This is a genomic window from Bradyrhizobium sp. SZCCHNS1050, from assembly GCF_032484785.1.
Lineage (GTDB): Bacteria > Pseudomonadota > Alphaproteobacteria > Rhizobiales > Xanthobacteraceae > Bradyrhizobium.
Genome location: NZ_JAUETR010000001.1, coordinates 3,526,534 through 3,543,093 on the forward strand (window position 1 = coordinate 3,526,534; position 16,560 = coordinate 3,543,093).

Annotated in this window: 18 protein-coding genes; 10 read left to right on the plus strand and 8 right to left on the minus strand. The window is 64.7% G+C overall.

Annotation, left to right across the window (positions count from 1 at the left end; translation table 11 throughout):
* Positions 1-47 precede the first annotated feature (47 nt).
* The 3 genes from QX094_RS15900 to QX094_RS15910 all read left to right on the plus strand — a co-directional run bounded on the left by QX094_RS15900 (position 48) and on the right by QX094_RS15910 (position 3,487).
* Positions 48-1,292, plus strand: coding sequence for an acyl-CoA dehydrogenase (locus QX094_RS15900; RefSeq protein WP_315713739.1), 1,245 nt, complete (start codon positions 48-50; stop codon positions 1,290-1,292).
* A gap of 123 nt (positions 1,293-1,415) precedes the next feature.
* A complete protein-coding gene (locus QX094_RS15905; protein ID WP_315713740.1) occupies positions 1,416-2,663 on the plus strand; it encodes an acyl-CoA dehydrogenase in 1,248 nt (415 codons plus the stop codon).
* Positions 2,664-2,839: 176 nt separating this feature from the next.
* Positions 2,840-3,487, plus strand: coding sequence for a nitroreductase (locus QX094_RS15910; RefSeq protein WP_316169639.1), 648 nt, complete (start codon positions 2,840-2,842; stop codon positions 3,485-3,487).
* Between the two features lie 634 nt (positions 3,488-4,121).
* Here QX094_RS15910 and QX094_RS15915 read toward each other — a convergent pair.
* The 4 genes from QX094_RS15915 to QX094_RS15930 all read right to left on the minus strand — a co-directional run bounded on the left by QX094_RS15915 (position 4,122) and on the right by QX094_RS15930 (position 7,683).
* Complete coding sequence (locus QX094_RS15915) at positions 4,122-4,805, minus strand: acyl-homoserine-lactone synthase (RefSeq protein ID WP_315713741.1); 684 nt, start codon at positions 4,803-4,805, stop codon at positions 4,122-4,124.
* A gap of 82 nt (positions 4,806-4,887) precedes the next feature.
* Complete coding sequence (locus QX094_RS15920; RefSeq protein ID WP_316174594.1) at positions 4,888-5,622, minus strand: LuxR family transcriptional regulator; 735 nt, start codon at positions 5,620-5,622, stop codon at positions 4,888-4,890.
* 157 nt (positions 5,623-5,779) lie between these two features.
* Entirely contained in the window at positions 5,780-6,574 is a 795-nt protein-coding gene (locus QX094_RS15925) for an enoyl-CoA hydratase/isomerase family protein (RefSeq protein ID WP_316174596.1), read from the minus strand.
* On the minus strand, positions 6,571-7,683 hold the full coding sequence (locus tag QX094_RS15930; RefSeq protein WP_315825938.1) for a cyclic nucleotide-gated ion channel: 1,113 nt from the start codon (positions 7,681-7,683) through the stop codon (positions 6,571-6,573). Before QX094_RS15930 ends, QX094_RS15925 begins: the two co-directional genes overlap by 4 nt.
* Positions 7,684-7,977: 294 nt before the next feature.
* Between QX094_RS15930 and QX094_RS15935 the strand changes: the two genes are divergently transcribed.
* The 4 genes from QX094_RS15935 (at position 7,978) to QX094_RS15950 (ending at position 10,739) form a co-directional block, all read left to right on the plus strand.
* Positions 7,978-8,646, plus strand: a complete 669-nt coding sequence (locus tag QX094_RS15935; RefSeq protein ID WP_315713745.1) for a cyclic nucleotide-binding domain-containing protein — start codon at positions 7,978-7,980, stop codon at positions 8,644-8,646.
* Between the two features lie 20 nt (positions 8,647-8,666).
* Positions 8,667-9,548 carry a DUF6537 domain-containing protein gene (locus tag QX094_RS15940; RefSeq protein ID WP_315825939.1) on the plus strand — a complete coding sequence of 294 codons (882 nt, stop codon included), beginning with the start codon at positions 8,667-8,669 and terminating at the stop codon, positions 9,546-9,548.
* Between the two features lie 306 nt (positions 9,549-9,854).
* On the plus strand, positions 9,855-10,205 hold the full coding sequence (locus QX094_RS15945; protein ID WP_315714361.1) for a DUF3307 domain-containing protein: 351 nt from the start codon (positions 9,855-9,857) through the stop codon (positions 10,203-10,205).
* 141 nt (positions 10,206-10,346) lie between these two features.
* Positions 10,347-10,739: a hypothetical protein gene (locus tag QX094_RS15950; RefSeq protein WP_315714362.1), complete on the plus strand. Its 393-nt coding sequence runs from the start codon at positions 10,347-10,349 to the stop codon at positions 10,737-10,739.
* A gap of 23 nt (positions 10,740-10,762) precedes the next feature.
* Here QX094_RS15950 and QX094_RS15955 read toward each other — a convergent pair whose 3' ends face one another.
* Entirely contained in the window at positions 10,763-11,071 is a 309-nt protein-coding gene (locus QX094_RS15955) for a YkgJ family cysteine cluster protein (RefSeq protein WP_410051897.1), read from the minus strand.
* A gap of 4 nt (positions 11,072-11,075) precedes the next feature.
* Positions 11,076-11,774: a YafY family protein gene (locus QX094_RS15960; RefSeq protein ID WP_315713748.1), complete on the minus strand. Its 699-nt coding sequence runs from the start codon at positions 11,772-11,774 to the stop codon at positions 11,076-11,078.
* 218 nt (positions 11,775-11,992) lie between these two features.
* On the opposite strand from QX094_RS15960, the gene QX094_RS15965 reads away from it, so the two are divergent.
* Positions 11,993-12,721, plus strand: a complete 729-nt coding sequence (locus QX094_RS15965; RefSeq protein WP_316169556.1) for a glutathione S-transferase family protein — start codon at positions 11,993-11,995, stop codon at positions 12,719-12,721.
* A gap of 103 nt (positions 12,722-12,824) precedes the next feature.
* Here the strand turns inward: QX094_RS15965 and QX094_RS15970 are convergent, their stop codons facing one another.
* Positions 12,825-13,457 carry a pyridoxamine 5'-phosphate oxidase family protein gene (locus tag QX094_RS15970; RefSeq protein ID WP_316174598.1) on the minus strand — a complete coding sequence of 211 codons (633 nt, stop codon included), beginning with the start codon at positions 13,455-13,457 and terminating at the stop codon, positions 12,825-12,827.
* A gap of 120 nt (positions 13,458-13,577) precedes the next feature.
* Here QX094_RS15970 and QX094_RS15975 point away from each other — a divergent pair, with 120 nt between their 5' ends.
* Positions 13,578-14,462, plus strand: a complete 885-nt coding sequence (locus tag QX094_RS15975) for a LysR family transcriptional regulator (protein ID WP_316174600.1) — start codon at positions 13,578-13,580, stop codon at positions 14,460-14,462.
* 221 nt (positions 14,463-14,683) lie between these two features.
* Here the strand turns inward: QX094_RS15975 and QX094_RS15980 are convergent, their stop codons facing one another.
* Positions 14,684-15,097 (minus strand): PaaI family thioesterase, encoded by a 414-nt coding sequence (locus QX094_RS15980; protein WP_315713752.1) that lies wholly within the window; start codon positions 15,095-15,097, stop codon positions 14,684-14,686.
* Between the two features lie 410 nt (positions 15,098-15,507).
* Between QX094_RS15980 and QX094_RS15985 the strand changes: the two genes are divergently transcribed.
* Positions 15,508-16,524, plus strand: coding sequence for a TRAP transporter substrate-binding protein (locus QX094_RS15985; protein ID WP_316174602.1), 1,017 nt, complete (start codon positions 15,508-15,510; stop codon positions 16,522-16,524).
* Positions 16,525-16,560 lie beyond the last annotated feature (36 nt).

The window sequence follows — 16,560 nt, forward strand, 5'->3', positions numbered from 1 at the left end:
ACCCGCGTTGCGGGTCGTCCGGAATGACGAGTTGAAAGGGATTCGCCATGAATTTCGATGACACCCCGCAAGAGGCTGCGTTCCGCGCCGAGGCGCGCTCCTGGATCGCCGCCAATGCGCCGAAGCAGTATGAAGACGAGCTGCGCGCGACCTCGCTCGGCCGCGTCGGGCTGAAGAACGCCGATATCCTTGAGGTCGCCAAGGCCTGGCAGAAGAAGAAGGCTGATGCCGGCTGGGCCTGCCTGCATTGGCCCAAGGAGTATGGCGGTCGCGGGTCCTCACCCATCGAGCGCGTGATCTGGCAGCAGGAGGAGGGGCCCTACGGCAAGCTGTCCGGCATGTTCATCATCGGTCATGGCATGTGCGGGCCGACCATGATGGCCTACGCCTCGGAGGCGCATAAGCGGCAGTATCTGCCGCCGCTGGCCTCGGGCGAGAAGGTGTGGTGCCAGCTGTTCTCCGAGCCGGCCGGCGGCTCCGACGTCGCCGGCCTGCGCACCCGCGCCGAGAAGCGCGGCGACGACTGGGTGATCAACGGCCAGAAGATCTGGACCTCGGGCGCGCACTACTCCGACTACGGCATCCTGCTGACGCGCACGGATCCAACAGTGCCCAAGCATAAGGGTCTCACCATGTTCTTCCTGGACATGAAGAGCCCGGGTGTCGAGGTCCGGCCGATCAAGCAGGCGAGCGGGCACTCGGATTTCAACGAGGTCTATTTCACCGACGTCGTGATCCCGGACTCGCAGCGTCTCGGCGCGGTCAATGACGGCTGGAACGTCGCGCTCACCACCTTGATGAACGAACGCATGTCGATCGGCGCCGGCGTCGCCACCGGCTTCCCGGAGCTGTTCGACTTCTGCTCCAACCTGATGCTGGACGATCGTCCCGCGATCGAGGACCGCAATGTGCGCTCGAAGCTCGCGAGTTGGGCGGTGAAGGCGAGCGGGCTGAAATACACCAGCATCCGCGCCATCTCGGCGCTGTCGAAGGGCGAGCGGCCGGGACCTGAGAACTCGATCGGTAAACTGGTCGCAGGACCGATGATCCAGGACGTCGCGACCTACGCGCTCGACCTGCAGGGCGCCGCCGGCGTGCTCAGCGGTCCCGAGGCCGAGCTCGCCGGAAAATTCCAGGCGATGCTGCTGCGCGCGCCCGGCACCCGCGTCGAAGGCGGCACCGACGAGATCATGCGCAACATCATCGCGGAGCGCGTGCTGGGTCTTCCTGGCGACATCCGCGTCGACAAGGACCTTCCGTTCAACCAGGTTCCGACCAAGGGACGAAGCTAACAAGTGCAGTCGTAGGGCGGGTTAGCGCAGCGTAACCCGCCGCTAGCTCGTACAACGCTGATCAAGTGGCGGGTTACGCCTTCGGCCAACCCCCGCCCTACGCATATCAAGTGAGGGTCAGGCATGAACTTTGACGACACCCCGCAGGAAGCCGCTTTTCGCGACACCGCGCGCGCTTGGATCGCGGCCAACGCGCCGAGGGAGCTGGAGGAGGAGCTCGCGAGCTCCTCGCTCGGCCGCATCCGGCTCAAGCACGCCGACATCGTCGAGGTCGGCAAGGCCTGGCAGAAGAAGAAATCCGATGCCGGCTGGGCCTGCCTGCACTGGCCGAAGGAGTATGGCGGCCGCGGCGCGACGCCGATCGAGCGGGTGATCTGGCAGCAGGAGGAGGGCGTCTATGGCAAGCTGACGCAGCCGTTCCAGATCGGCGAGGGCATGTGCGGCCCGACCGTGATGGCCTATGGCAGCGAAGAGCATAAGCGGCGCTATCTGCCGAAGCTCGCTTCCGGCGAGGAGATCTGGTGCCAGCTGTTCTCCGAGCCCGCCGGCGGCTCCGATGTCGCTGGCCTGCGCACCCGCGCCGAGAAGCGCGGCGACGACTGGCTCATCAACGGCCAGAAGATCTGGACGTCGGGGGCGCACTACTCGGATTACGGCCTGCTGATCACGCGCACCGATCCCAATGTGCCCAAGCACAAGGGCCTGACGATGTTCTTCCTGGACATGAAGAGCCCGGGCGTCGAGGTCCGCCCGATCAAGCAGGCCAACGGTATGCAGGAGTTCAACGAGGTCTATTTCACCGACGTGGTGATCCCGGACTGCCAGCGCCTTGGCGCGGTCGGCGACGGCTGGAACGTGTCGCTGACCACCTTGATGAACGAGCGCATGTCGATCGGCGCGCGGCTCGCCACCGGCTTCCCGGAGATGTTCGAGTTCTGCGCCAATCTGATGACCGAGAGCGGACTCGCCATCGACGATCGCGCCACGCGCTCGAAACTGGCGTCGTGGGCGGTCAAGGCCAGTGGGCTGAAATACACGAGCTACCGCGCGATCTCGGCGCTGTCCAAGGGCGAGCGGCCCGGACCTGAGAATTCCATCGGCAAGCTGGTCGCCGGCGTCATGCTGCAGGATATCGCGACCTACGCGTTGGATCTCGAAGGCGGCGCCGGCGTGCTGACCGGCGCGGACGAGACGGTGACGCAGGGCCAGTTTCAGCAGATGCTGCTGACCTCGCCCTCGATGCGCATCGCCGGCGGCACCGACGAGATCCTGCGCAACATCATCGCCGAGCGCGTGCTCGGTCTGCCCGGTGACATCCGGGTCGACAAGGACGTGCCGTTCAACAAGGTGCCGACCAAGGGGCGCAGCTGATCCGACGGCATCATGACGGCCGTCTTCCGGGGTCGGTCGCTGCGACCGGTCCGGAAAGACGGGGGGTGGAGGGCGAGCACAAAGCGAGCGTCGCCGGTCGAACTGTACGGAAGGTTGTCATGTCATCTGCGGCGCCAAGGTCTGAGCAGGATCCCATCACCATTCTCGAAGAGCTGATGGCCGCGCGCTTCTCCTGCCGCAGATTCCAGCCCGAGCCCGTGCCGCGCGCCACCATCGAGCGCATCCTGACGGCGGCGCAGAAAACTGCGTCCTGGTGCAACAGCCAGCCGTGGCGTGTCGAGATCACCTCTGGTGCGGCGACCGAGGCTTTCCGGAAGGTGATGTATGCGGCGGCCTCCAGCGGCAAGGCGGCGTCGGGCGACTTTCCTTTCCCGCGCGAATACACCGGCGTCTATCTGGAACGGCGGCGCGAGAGCGGTTTCCAGCTCTACAACGCGCTCGACATCCCGCGCGGCGACAAGGCGGCTTATGCCCGGCAGGCGCTGGAGAACTACAATTTCTTCGGCGCGCCGCATGTGGCGGTCATCCACAGCGACGAGGCGCTCGGCACCTATGGCGCGATCGATTGCGGCGGCTACGTCACGAGCTTCATGCTGGCGGCGCAGGCACTCGGCATTGCCACCGTGCCGCAGGCGGCGCTCGCGTTTCACTCCGACGTGGTGCGGCAGCACTTCGGGCTTGGCGCCGACCGCAAGGTGGTCTGCGGCATCTCGTTCGGTTGTCCCGATCTCGGTGACAAGGCCAACTCCTACCGCACCAGCCGCGCCACGGTCGCCGAAACGGTCCGCTTTCACGACGAATAACTTCCTGTCCGTAGGTCGCACGCGCGTATTTGTTGCCGGCGGAGTTCCGTTATCCGGGACTCCGGAGGGGGCGAGACGCCCCACGAGTCCATTTTTGTAAACCGAGTTTGCTGAACAGGGAGCAGCTCCGGCGGCGGCGCCATGATTTTGCCGAGGTGTCGTCCACGTTCGGCGAGCGCGTTTCGGCAACGATGCTCGTGCCCTCCTGTCCGACCTTCACATCGAAAGCCGCCCTGAAATCAACAGTTTGTGTCTGCGATGCACCAATCGAGACGCGCCGCTGCAGGGACCGGACGTGTTGCGAGAGTCGGTGCAGGAGCGCTAATGGCTGCTGTTGGTCGAATTGGGCGCGCACTTTTCCTTCAGCTCGTGGGCTTCAAGCAATGATATTGACAAAATTCTCTCTAACATTTTGAGTTGCATCGCCCGAGCGTCAACGATGCAAAATTGCAGACGCTCGATGATCTTCTCGATTGAAGGTTCAGTCACGGCTCAAAACCTGAAGTGTCAGCGATGGATTCCATGAACACGCCGTCCAACCTTTATGCCCTCGAGGTGGACGAGGCGACGCTCCTTGGTCACCGCCTCTTGAAGGCTTTCCATAAGCTCAGGCTGAAGCGGCACAGGGAACAGATCATTGCGCTGGCTGAGCGGCTGGTGGAAGATGAAGAAAGATATCCGGCAGGGCCTGGCGGCTGACGTCTTCGAGCCCCTGCCACGTGAGGGTTGGCCGCGTCAGGCCGATCTGCTCGCAGAGTGACTTCCATGTCGTTTCATCGCAGTCGACGAGCACGGCCATCACCGACATCCCGTCCATCATGTGAGGTACGCCGAGCGGCCGCGCCTTCCAGCCGCACTTCTCGAACCGCGGCAGCCACCAGGTTTCGAGCACGATCGAAAAGCCGGTCAACCCGATCGAGATGCCGTACTCCATGATTGCGGTGAGCAGCAGCATGTCGATCCGCGGGCCGGCATGCTCGCCGCGGCGCTCCGGGATCACGAAGATGCGCGACAGTTCGTAGACGTCGGGGCGCTGGATCGGGCCGCGCAGATTCAGATACGGGAAGATGTCGCTCATCAGCGTCGGCAACTGCGTCGGCACCGCGCGCATCGACCCGATCAACTGGCCGTTGTCGATGCAGAACAGATAGACCGAATCCTCGGTGTCGAACTGATCGATCTCGCGCCCGTCGGGACGATCGAGCGCCATCCACTTGCGCTGCTTGACGTAGATCTCGTGGCGCAGCCGGTAATACGGATCGAAATATTTCTCGTACAGAGCGCGATTATCTTTTCGAACGACATGAATCTCAGGCATCGAAACCCCCGGTCGTCTGAATCAAATTGGGGTTTGCAGATTGCCGATGCGCTCGAATTGATCCAGTGGGAGAAACGACAGATCAGATCGAGATCTCGCCGTTGACAAGAGCGGTCGCAACCGTCGCCGTCTTGTTCTTCGTTGCTAGCTTGCGCTGTGCTTCTTCCAGATGCCACCGGACGTTGCGTTCGGAGACACCGAGGATGCGCGCCGTCTCCCACGCGGTCTTGCCGCGCGCCGCCCAGCCCAGCACCTCGGCCTCGATTCGCGACAGGCGTCGGCTCTGGTCGCTCGCGGCGGAGCGCGCCAGTGCGCGAAGCCTGCTGTGCGTGAAGATGCTGATCAGGTGCAGCGCGCCCCGCGCATCGGGAGCGAGATTCGGATTTTCGCCTGCAAGGCTGACGGCGCCCACGGCATCGTCGTAGTGGATGGGAACGCAGAAGCCTTCGTTCAATCGGAAGTCCTTCGCGCGCGTCATCACCTCGTGCGCGCCGGGCTCGTCCTCGCGGTCATAGGGAGCCTCCGACCACGCAAATGGATTCAATGTCGAGATGCAGTGCCGCGGAATCGGATCGCAGCGGTGAAACTGCTCGCGCGCATACATGTCGAACCATTCCCGCGGCCAGCCGTTGGCGAGAATGGTTTGCTGCAGCGATTGGCCCGAGGTCGGCACGCCGGCCATGATGTAGGCGTGAAAGCCCAGGTTGCTGATCATCTTCTCGAACTGGGAGAGCACGCTCGCGCTGGTCTTCGACGCTTCGATCGCATCGACGTACTCCAGAGCTCGTCGTCCCCAATACGCGTCCATCACTTGCATGTGAAAGTCTCCGCCCGTGGTTCAAGCTAGCCACGGACAAAAGGCTGTCAACCGCAAATTGGAGATTCAGGTCGATAGTTCGTTGAGCGTGTGTCAGAACACCGGCTGGATACAGACGTTTGCATGCAAAATTTATCAGTTCGGGACGCGGCTGCGCTCAGAATTTCGGCGTTCTCTTCTCTGCAAACGATTTCATGCCTTCCTGGATTTCGGCGCCGCTCATGCTGTCCCGATGCCTGCGACGAGCCGCCGCATCGTCGAGGGCTCCGCGTGCAAACTCGTTGATGGCGCGCTTCATGCCGCGCATGGCCTGCGGGGCGTTGCCGGCCAGAATGGCCGCCAGCCGGTCGATCTCCGCGTCGAGCGCATCGGCCGTCGCCACGCCGGTGAGATAGCCGATGCGCAGCATCTCGGCCGCGTCGATCTTCTCCGCCGTCAGGAACAGACGCTTGGCATTGTCGATACCAAGGCGGGACACGTAGCGCTTGATGCCATTCGGGTAGTAGTGCAGCCCGAGCCGCGCTGCCGGCATGAACATCTCGCTGGTATCGACCCCGATCCGGAAATCGCAGGCCAGCGCCAGATCGGTCGAGCCGCCATAGACCCCGCCGTTGAGCCGGCAGATCGTCGGCAGCGCGAGGTCCTCCAGCCGGTCGACGACCTCCTCGAATGCCGGGCTGGAAGCCTCGGCCGTATCCGCCGGCGTTGCGCCGATGGCGCCAAGGTCGAAGCCGGCGCTGAACGCCCGCCCGGTGCCGGTCAGGACCAGCACGCGCAAGGCGGCGTTGGCCTCGACCCGGTCGAACAGCGCCAGCAGCTCGCCGAGATCCTCTGGCTGGAGCCGGTTGAGATGCTGCGGCCGATTGAGCCGAATGGTGGCGCGTGCGCCGTCGATGGTCAGGAGCGGCATGCTCGGTGCGTCATCGGCCTGGCTGGTCCGTCCTGTCGTCATGTCCTGTTCTCCATGGTTCGGCGCCTGGCCTCGGCATCGATGCTCTGCGCCAGATCGGGGTGGCGTGCCATCAGCACGCGGAAATCGACGAGGTCGAGGACCAGCAGCTTCGACAGTCCGGTCGTGCTGATGTCGGCCGAACGCAGGTTGTTCCCGAGCAGCGCCATCTCGCCGAAGAACGCGCCCTCGCCGAGCCGGACCTTCTTGCCGGGAAGGTCGACCTCGACCTCGCCGGCGGCGATGAAATACATGCAGTCCCCCGGCTCGCCCTTGCGGATCACGGTGGCGCGCGGCGGCAGGTCGATGGTGCGCAGCATCTGCGCGACGTCGGCGATCGTGGCGGGCCCGAGGCTGGCGAAGAACGGTACCCTGCTGACCGATTCCCAGGTCTTCAGAAAGTTGTCGCGCCGGGTTTCCGCGGCGAAGCCGGTCGCCAGGATGCCGGTCCATAGGCCGAACACGCCGAGGCCGGAGATCATCACCGTGGCGGCGACCACCCGCCCGAGCGGCGTGATCGGCACCACGTCGCCATAGCCCGTGGTGGTGAGGGTCACGACGGCCCACCATAGCGCGGAGGGGATGGTGCCGAAGGTGGCCGGCTGCTCGTCATGTTCGAGCGCGTATTCGGCGACCGATCCGAGAAACAGCACCAGCAGGAACAGCACCAGCACCGACAGCAGCGGGCGTGCTTCGACCACGAGCACCCGGCGGAGCTGGCGCAGGCCAGGCACGCCGGGGATCACCTTGAGCACCCAGATGACCGCCAGCAGCCACGCGGTACGTGACTCCATGCCCGAGACCAGCGCAACCGGCACGGCGAGGGCGGAGAGCGTGTCCAGCAGTCCCCGGCCCGACATCAGGTAGGCGGCGGCGCGATGCGCCCGCACGGCCTGCTGAACCCGAGCGGCCCATTCGACGACGAAAAAGACAAGGCATCCCCACAGCAGGGCGATGATCCAGCGCCCCCCGGCCTCGTAGGCGGGGTCCATCGTCAACAACACCATGGCGCTCATGCCGAGCGCCACGGCCACATAGGCCGCTCTGGTCATGTTGCGTCCGGTCAGCGCGGTGACGAATGCCGCCAGGGCAGGGTGCTGCGGTTTGGTCATTGCGGGCGGGCGTCAGTCGCTGATCTCAGAGCCGCAGGAGATCGCGGCGGCGTCAAGGTGCCCCGATCGGGGGAATCCCGTCAACGATGCGGGTGGATCGGTTTTGCAGCGTCATCCGGCAGGTCCAACCGTTCTACTTCGACCGGGGAATTTTTCCGTACCGGCTCAAATACCGGTTCAAACGTCGTCTGTTCGCCGTATATCAGAGGTCGGCATGGACACGCTAAATTAGGCAAAAGGAGGCTCGGAACCGAGCGTCCGCCCTCCTGCGTCCCAAGAGTCTGGTTGATCCCGATGGATACCTCACACCTGGTCGAACATGCGGGCGCCGCCGGCAGCCTCTTCGCCTCGATCTTCGTGGTCGCCACGCTGTCGATGCGGACGATGATTCCGCTGCGGGTATTCGCCATCCTCACCAATATCGTCCTGATCGCGACCGCGGTGCCGATGCACAACTACCCGGTCCTGATCCTGCACGGGGTGCTGCTGCCGCTCAACAGCTACCGGCTCCACCAGATGCTGCAGCTGGTCCGCGACGTGAAGCAGTCGGTCAACAGCGACCTCTCCATGGAATGGCTGAAGCCGTTCATGACCGAGCGCAAATGCGGTCCAGGCGAGGTGCTGTTCTACAAGGACGAGAAGGCCGACAGCATGTACTACATCGTCAGCGGCCGCTTCCGCCTGGTCGAATCCGGTATCGAGCTGCCGGTCGGTGCGATCGTCGGCGAGTTCGGCATGATCTCGCCGTCCAATACGCGCACGCAGACGCTGGAATGCGTCGAGGGCGGTCTGATCCTGTCGGTCTCCTACGACCAGGTCGAGCAGCTCTACGTCCAGAACCCCGCCTTTGCCTTCTACTTCCTGCGCCTCGCCAGCGCCCGGCTGTTCCAGAACATCGAAACGCTCGAGCGGCGGCTGGCGCAACAGACCACCGCGCCGGCGCCCGTCGCCAAGCCGGCGTGATCCGGGGAGTCTGAAGCCCAGTGGAAAGCGTCCGGTCCTCGCTGCGATATCTGTTCGCCGACGTCATCGGCGTCGACGATGGCGAGCCGCCTTTTCTGCCTCAGGGCCTTCCTGACGCCGCCGTGCCGGCGGTGAGCGATGGCATCCATCTGCTGATGGAGTATCAGGGCGCGAGCTACGCGCAGCTCTATGTCGATCGCATCAAGCGGTTCGTGCGAAGATCGAACGTCGATGCCGGCATGCTGTCTCAGATCGCGCAGCTGCTGGCCGCCCGCATGGCCTACGAGGATCCGATCCGGATCGCCCAGCTCAGATTGATCAGCCTCGACATGGGGAAGCGCCCGGGGGGACGCGAGAGCGACGACGTCAGGAGGTTTCGCCTCGACGAGCTGATCGGTGCGCTGCCGCAAGCCGTGGCGGAATCGTTGCTGGCAGCCTTCGAGCAGATCGGCTGGTTAGGTCGGCGCCGGGTCAAGGTCCGCTTTTCGGTCCGATCGCGGTTGGCCATTCGCCGCCTCAAGCTGATGGCCGGCCTGCGGCGCTGGCGGCTGCAGTCGGTGCGCTATGGCGAGGAGCGCGCCTGGGCCGAGCGGTGGCTGCACATGATCGCGCGCGCGCTGGACAAGCAGCCTGCGGCGGCGCCCGCCGTGATCGCGACGGCGACCATGATCCAGGGGCAGGGCGACGGCTACCGGCAGGGTCTCGCTGATTGGCATGCCATCATCGATGGCCTGGCCAAGCCCACCTTCGATGGCGTCCTGCCGATCTCGGATCTCGCCTCCGCCATCGCCGAGGCGCGCGCCGTTGCGCTGGCAGAGCCGGGACAGGGGGCGCTGAAGCGGACCATCGCGCAGATCCGGGCGAGGGCGCTCTCAGTGCCGAAGACCAACGCCGCGGAATGACGTCGCCGCGGCGACGGTTGCCGCCGGATGCGCCGCGGCGTGGGTAACCTTACCCCCGGCGGGATTGCCGCGAAGGGTAGCAAGGTGCGATTTGAAGTTCCCTTTCGCGTGCAATTCGCTACCGGAGATGTCATAAGCGTCGCATACGCGTCGAATTGGCCGGGTATTCTCATCAGATTGCGCTGAACGCCTCCAGTTCCCCGTGCGTCCAAGGGTTGGTTCCAAGGGTTAGTCGTAGCGAGAGCGTCAGCTTTGTCTTTTCCCTCTTTGTCGTCGCAGGTTCCGGTTGGTGCGCTGGTCGGCTGGATGCTGCTGCTGACCTTCAAGCACATCATTGGCGACTTCGTGCTGCAGAACGCCTGGATGGCCTATGGCAAGGACCAGCGGAAGGGCTGGGCGCTGCCGCTGTTGGTGCACTGCCTGATCCATCTCGCCGTCGCCATGGTCCTGATCTTGATCGTCGCGCCGAGATTCTGGTTCGTCGCCGTGATCGACTTCGCCATTCACATCACGATCGATCGCATCAAGGGCATCTGCTCGTCGCGGTTCGGCATGAATACCGAGCACCCCTGGTTCTGGACCCTGATCGGCGTCGACCAGGCGCTGCATCACCTCACCGGATTCGGCCTCTCGATCTTCATGGCCGCAAACGGCTGAGCGTTCGGCCACGGTGCGTCACGGCGAAGCCGCACCGACCGCGGCAGTCCCGTGTCAAGCCGGGGGTGGGACGACCGTTCGGTTTGGTTAACCGGTCATTAGCGATTCGCGCTGCATCGTCGCGTCATGGCAATCAAACCGATGCTTCAAAGCCGCGATGCGTTCGACAGCGATTCGTGCCCGGTCGGCGACGAGCTTCTCGGTGAGCTCTACCGTGCCGACGCCAACGGGCTGCCCGCGCTGGTCGAGAGCGTCTCCGCCGATGTGAGGGCCATGCTGGCGCTGTTCTGTTACCGGCGCACGCATCTTCACCCGCTGGCGCTTGCGATTGCATCCACCTGCAGCGAGCAGGTCCTGTCGCAGTTCGGCGGCCGGGTCGGATCGGCGCTGTATGCGCAGTCCCGCGGCGGTCGGGCGGGTCCGGCCGGCGCGACCTCGAGCCGCAAGCCGATCTCGCTGTCGACCAAGCCACTCTCGGTGATGAAGCCGTTCGAGGACGATCTCGACGACAGCCCCGAGCCGGTCACGGCCTGACTCCCCGTCTTCCTTGCCTTTGCTCAGGCGAGCACGGGCAGCCCGAACTTGCGCCGGGCCATCGCGCATTCGGCGTCACCCGGCATGCAAATGCGGCACACCTCGGGACGGATCGCGTAGATCCGGCACGCCACGGCGCGCGCGATCTCGCCATCGAGCGCACAGCAGCGGTTGCCGTCGCAGCGCATGCCCGACAGCCGCTCGTTGACCAGCTCGGCCGGGATCAGGTCGAGCGCGGCATCCTCCTCGATCGTGAAGCGCGGCCAGTTCGACGAATAGGCGCAGCACGCGCCGCAGCTCTGACAGGGGCTGCTGTCAGTTTCGCCAGACATCGGTTTAGACATCCTTGGGAACCTCCCACACCAGGCTGCGCCGCCATTTGGCGCGCAGCGCCTCGCGCCTTTCGGGATATTTATCGTCGAGATAATCCGCCTCGACGACACGGTCGGTCCTGAAGCTGCGGAAGTCGCGGCGCAGCTCGCACCAGGCGGCGAGGATGCGCACCGCGTCATGATAGCCGATCGCGATCGGCCAGATCACGCGCTCGCTGTCGCGGCCCTGCTCGTCGCGATAGCGCAGCCTGATCTTGCGTCCCTCGTGGATCTGCGAGCGCGTGCGCGACATGTCGATGCGGTCCGGCTCGCGCATCCACGGCCGCGGCGCGCGGCTCGCCGGTTCCAGCACGAATGGCCGCAGCCGCTCCGGCACGGTGTCGGCGATCTTGGCCATCAGGTCCTCCGCCGCGCGCGCCAGCACCGGGTCGGCATTGACCGCGACCCATTGCGCCCCGAGCACCGCCGCCTCGATCTCGTCCGGCGTCAGCATCAGGGGTGGCAGATCGAAACCTTTCTCCAGGATGTAGCCCATGCCGGCCTCGCCGCGAATCGGCACGCGCTGGCCGATCAGGGTGGCGATGTCGCGATAGATCGTGCGCTTCGAGGTCTCGAGCTCGGCCGCGATCGCATCCGCCGTCAATGGGCGGCGCGTGCGTCTCAGCACCTGGATGATCTGGAATAGCCGGTCGGCGCGTCTCATGGTGTGTCCTGCATGGGCGAGCACCCCCGCCGATGCTGACAGGATGCTGGCAGCAGCCTGTCCTTATACCGGGCCAACAACGAGATTGAAGGGGTGATATCGATGATGATGTTTTATGGCCTTGGCCTTGCCACCACGCTACTGCCGCTGCTGACACCATGGTGGCAGCAGCATGCTCGTAGCGTCCGGCGTCTGCTCAGGAAGTCGGGAGTGCTGTCATGATCACATTGTTCGGTTTGGGCGCGGGCTTCGGCCTGCCGGAGATCAGCCCCTTCGTCACCAAGACGGAGGTGCAATTGAAGATGGCGGGCCTCGCTTTTCGGAAGCAGCGGGCGATGCCGCCGGCGTCGCCGAAGGGGCAACTGCCCTTCATCGACGACGGCGGCGAGCTGATCGCCGATTCGACCTTCATCCGCGCCCATGTCGAGCGCAAATATGGCTTCGACTTCGATCATGGACTCGACGTGCGCGCGCGGGCGCAGGCCTGGGGGTTCGAGCGCATGATCGAGCATCACCTGTATTTCGCGCTGGTCGGGGCGCGCTGGGTCGATCCGGTCAACTTCGCCAAGGGGCCGGCCCACTTCTTCGACGGCGTGCCGGCCGACAAGCGTGAGAAGCTGCGCGAGGACGCGCAGTTTCGCGTCGCCGAGAACTATCTGATCTCCGGGCTCGGCCGCCACGCGCCGGACGAGGACGTCGATCTCGCCGCACGCTCGCTGCGCGCGCTGTCGGTGCAGCTCGGCGACCGGCCCTATCTGATGGGCGATCGTCCTTGCGGCACCGATGCGACGGCGTTCGCCGTCGTCGCCGGCATCCTCACGCCGTTCTTCGAGTCCGAGCTGCGCCGCCGCACCGAAAGCTTCGGCAATCTGGTCGCCTATGCCGAGCGCATGATGGCGCAATATTTTCCGGAGTTCGAATGGGGCAGGGCGGCCGAGGCGGCGTGAGCTGATCAGTCGAGTCCCACTCACCGTCATTCCGGGGCAAGGCCGCAGGCCTTGAACCCGGAATGACTAACAAGCCAAAGGCGCGGCCCGCAGCGCGCAGGACCTAGGCGGAGGGCTTGCTCTCGCCCTTCAACCGCGCCAGTTCGGTCTCGAGCTCCGCGATGCGAGCATCGCGAACGGCCAGCGCTTCCGCGACGTCGGCCGCGTCGAACTTCTGCGGGATGTGCTGCGGGCAGTTGGTGTCCCACGCGCTGATCGTGAACAGGATGACGTGCTCGGGCCGCGCCTTGTAGCCTCTCGGCATCAGCGAGGCCGTCAGCGCGGCATCATCCTCCACCACCCGCGCCGTCCCCCAGATCTTCACCCGGCGGCGATGCGCGTAGTCCATGATGAAGATGTAGGCGTGCGGGTTCTCCGACAGATTGCCCTGCGTGATATATTGCCGGTTGCCGCTGAAGTCGGCGAAGGCCAGCGTGTGGCTGTCGAGCACCTTGAGAAAGCCCTTCGGTCCGCCGCGGTGCTGGATATAGGGCTGGCCGTCGGCCGAGGCGGTCGCGAGATAGAAGCTCGTGGCCTCGGCGAGGCGGCCGGCGAGATCGGCGTCGACCTCGTGGCGAAAGCCGCGGCTCTGCTCCACATGCGCGTAGCTCTCGCGCGACCCCTTGCGCGCCTGGATCGCCTTGACGGCGGGTGAGAACATGACGTCGCCGGGTGCCTGGATGGTTGTCTGGGTCATCGCAATGACTCCTTGTCGCTGCGGCAGTGACTGCCGCCGTGGAGCCAATATGGTCCCAATCCTCTTCGGAAATAATCTGGCCAGTTGACATTGGATCGTTGCAGATGTTGCAATAATCCCATGGACCGCATCGATGCCATGCAGGCTTTCGTCACCGTCGCCGAGCTGAACGGCTTCGCACCGGCGGCGCGCCGGCTCGGGCTGTCGCCATCGGCGGTCACCCGTTTGGTCGCCGCGCTCGAATCGCATCTTGGCGTCCGCCTGCTGCAGCGGACGACGCGCTCGGTGACGCTGACCGATTCCGGACGACGCTATCTCGACCGCGCCAGCCGCATCCTGGCCGATCTGGCGGAGGCGGAGCGCGCCGCGGAGAGCGAGCGCCTGCAGCCGGTGGGGCGGCTGGTGGTCTCGGCGCCCGTCGGCTTTGGCCGGCTCCATGTCGGTCCGGTCATGGCCGCGTATCTGAGCCGCTATGCCGAGGTCGCGGCCGAGCTGCGCCTCGAGGACCGCCAGATCAATCTGGTTGAGGACGGCGTCGACTGTGCCGTTCGTATCGGGCATCTCGGCGATTCGTCGCTCGTGGCCCGCCAGGTCGGCAGCATGCGCCGGATCGTGGTCGGAGCTCCCGCCTACTTCAAGGTCCATGGTGAGCCGCGGACGCCCGAGGCGCTGACGAAGCACCAGACCATCCAGTTCGGTCCGTCCGACGAATGGCGCTTCGTCAAGGACGGCAGGGAACTGCGGATGGCGGTCAGCCCGCGGCTCGTCACCAACAATGCCGACGCCGCGATCCAGTATGCCGAGGCGGGCGGCGGCGTGACGCGGGTGATGGCCTATCAGGCGGCGGACACGCTGCGCGGCGGCCGTCTCAAGCGGGTGCTGGCGAAATACGAGCCTCCGCCGCTCCCGATCCACATCGTGTTTCCGAGCTCCCGCCTGCTCTCCGCCAAAGTGCGCGCCTTCATCGACCTGATCACCGCAACCTGCGACTGGCGTTTCGACTGAAAGCGACTACGACGCCACACCCCGTCATTCCGGGGCAAGGCCGAAGGCCTTGAACCCGGAATCCCGATGTTGTCTTGCCTCTGTTCTTCATCATCTCGAGATTCCGGGACAATCGACAACGCGCAGATGCGCGTTGCCGATTGCCCCGGAATGACGAGTGGATGCGATTGCGCCGACCTTGGTGCGACACTGGTCTTGATGCGAAAGATCGGCGGTTTCGATCACCCCTTCTTCGGCACCACCCGGAAGGTCGCGTTCGCGCGCGCGATCACGGCGTCGTCGGCCAGCACCAGGCTCTGGACGAAGCAGACGGTGCGTCCGCTCTTGATGACGTCGCTCTCGACGCTGAGCCACTGTCCGGTCCCGGCGCTGCCGATGTAGTCCACCGCGAGGTTGATCGTCACCAGCGACGCCTTCCAGCCAAGCGCCTGGGCGCAGCTATAGCCCATCGCATTGTCGGCCAGCGATGCGATCAGCCCGCCATGGATCAGCCCGCGCGAATTGGTGTGCGGCGTGGCGAGCCGCAGGCCGAGGATGACGGCCTTGTCGGTTTTCTTGGCGTAGAGCGGCTCCCAGGGATCGGTGAACGGGCTCTTGCGGAAATGCGGTTCGAATCCGGCGGGGACGCTGCTCATGCGTGTCTCGATCGTTGCTGACGATGTCCGCAGTCAACGACATCAGCGCGGATTTTGCACCGCCTACAAAGTTTCAAACGTCTTTTGCGCGGGCGTTTGACACGTTGCGCATCGGATGCACGGGATGGGTCGCGCGCGATGTCGCCGGGCGTCCGGTGCGGCCCTGCGGCAATTTCGTGGTGCGATGCTCCCGCCGTGCAATTTCGGGTGCAGGCGAGATCCTTAACGTGTTAATGAAATAGCCATGGCCTGCAACTTTCGTCTGCCAGACTTGCGCTGGCGGGCGCGCTAGGCTCCGCTTGGCGCGTGCACTGGTGGCCAACCTGCTGCCGCGCTTGCAATGATGCTTATATGCTATAACAATGAAGCAAAGGGCCCTCGAAGGCCCACTGATGGAGGAGACGATCCCGATGAGGAAGACGCTTCTGGCGTTGGCTCTGGCCGCCGGTGTGACCCCCGCGCTCGCGCAGGACAAGACATTCGAATTGAAGATCTCGCACTGGGTGCCGGCGAGCCATCCGCTGCAGAAGGCGCTGGAGGATTGGGCCGCGTCGGTCGAAAAGGCCTCGGGCGGGACCGTCAAGGGCAAGGTGTTCCCGGCCCAGCAGCTCGGCAAGGCGTTCGACCATTATGACATGGCGCGCGACGGTATCGCCGATGTCACTTATGTGAATCCCGGCTATCAGCCTGGCCGTTTCCCGATCATCGGCGCCGGCGAGCTGCCGTTCCTGATTTCCGACGCCAAGGGCGGCTCGGAAGGTTTGGACGCGTGGTATCGCAAATATGCCGAGAAGGAGATGAAGGACGTCAAGTACTGCCTCGCCTTCGTCCACACGCCGTCGGCTTTCCACACCCGCACCAAGAAGGTCGTCGTGCCCGAGGACGTCAAGGGCATGAAGATCCGTCCTGCCGATGCGACGATCGCCAATTTCGTCACCCTGCTCGGCGGCACCAACGTGCAGTCGTCGGCGCCGGAAGTGCGCGACATCATCGAGCGCGGCGTCGCCGACGGCGTCACCTTTCCGGCGGGCTCGCTGGTGCTGTTCGGAGTCGACAAGGTCACGAAGTACCACATGGATGCGCCGTTCTACGTGACGACCTTCGTGTTCGTCATGAACAAGGACAAGTACAACCAGATGTCTGCGATGCAGAAGAAGGCGATCGACGACAATTGCAACACGGAGGCCGCCGGCAAGGTCGGCGAGCCCTGGGGCAAGTTCGAGGACGCCGGCGTCGACAAGATCAAGGCCGAGTCCGGCCAGGAGGTCTACAAGCTGACGCCGGAGCAGACCGCGTTGTGGAAAAAGGCCTCCGAGCCGCTGTTCAAGACCTGGGCCGATGGCGTCAAGAAGACCGGCGTCGATGCCGAGGCCGCCATGACCGAGCTGAAGGCCTCGCTCGCCAAGTACAAGGCGCTGGCACAGTAGCTTCTTTTCATACCCAAGCTCTTGCGCGGCGGACGG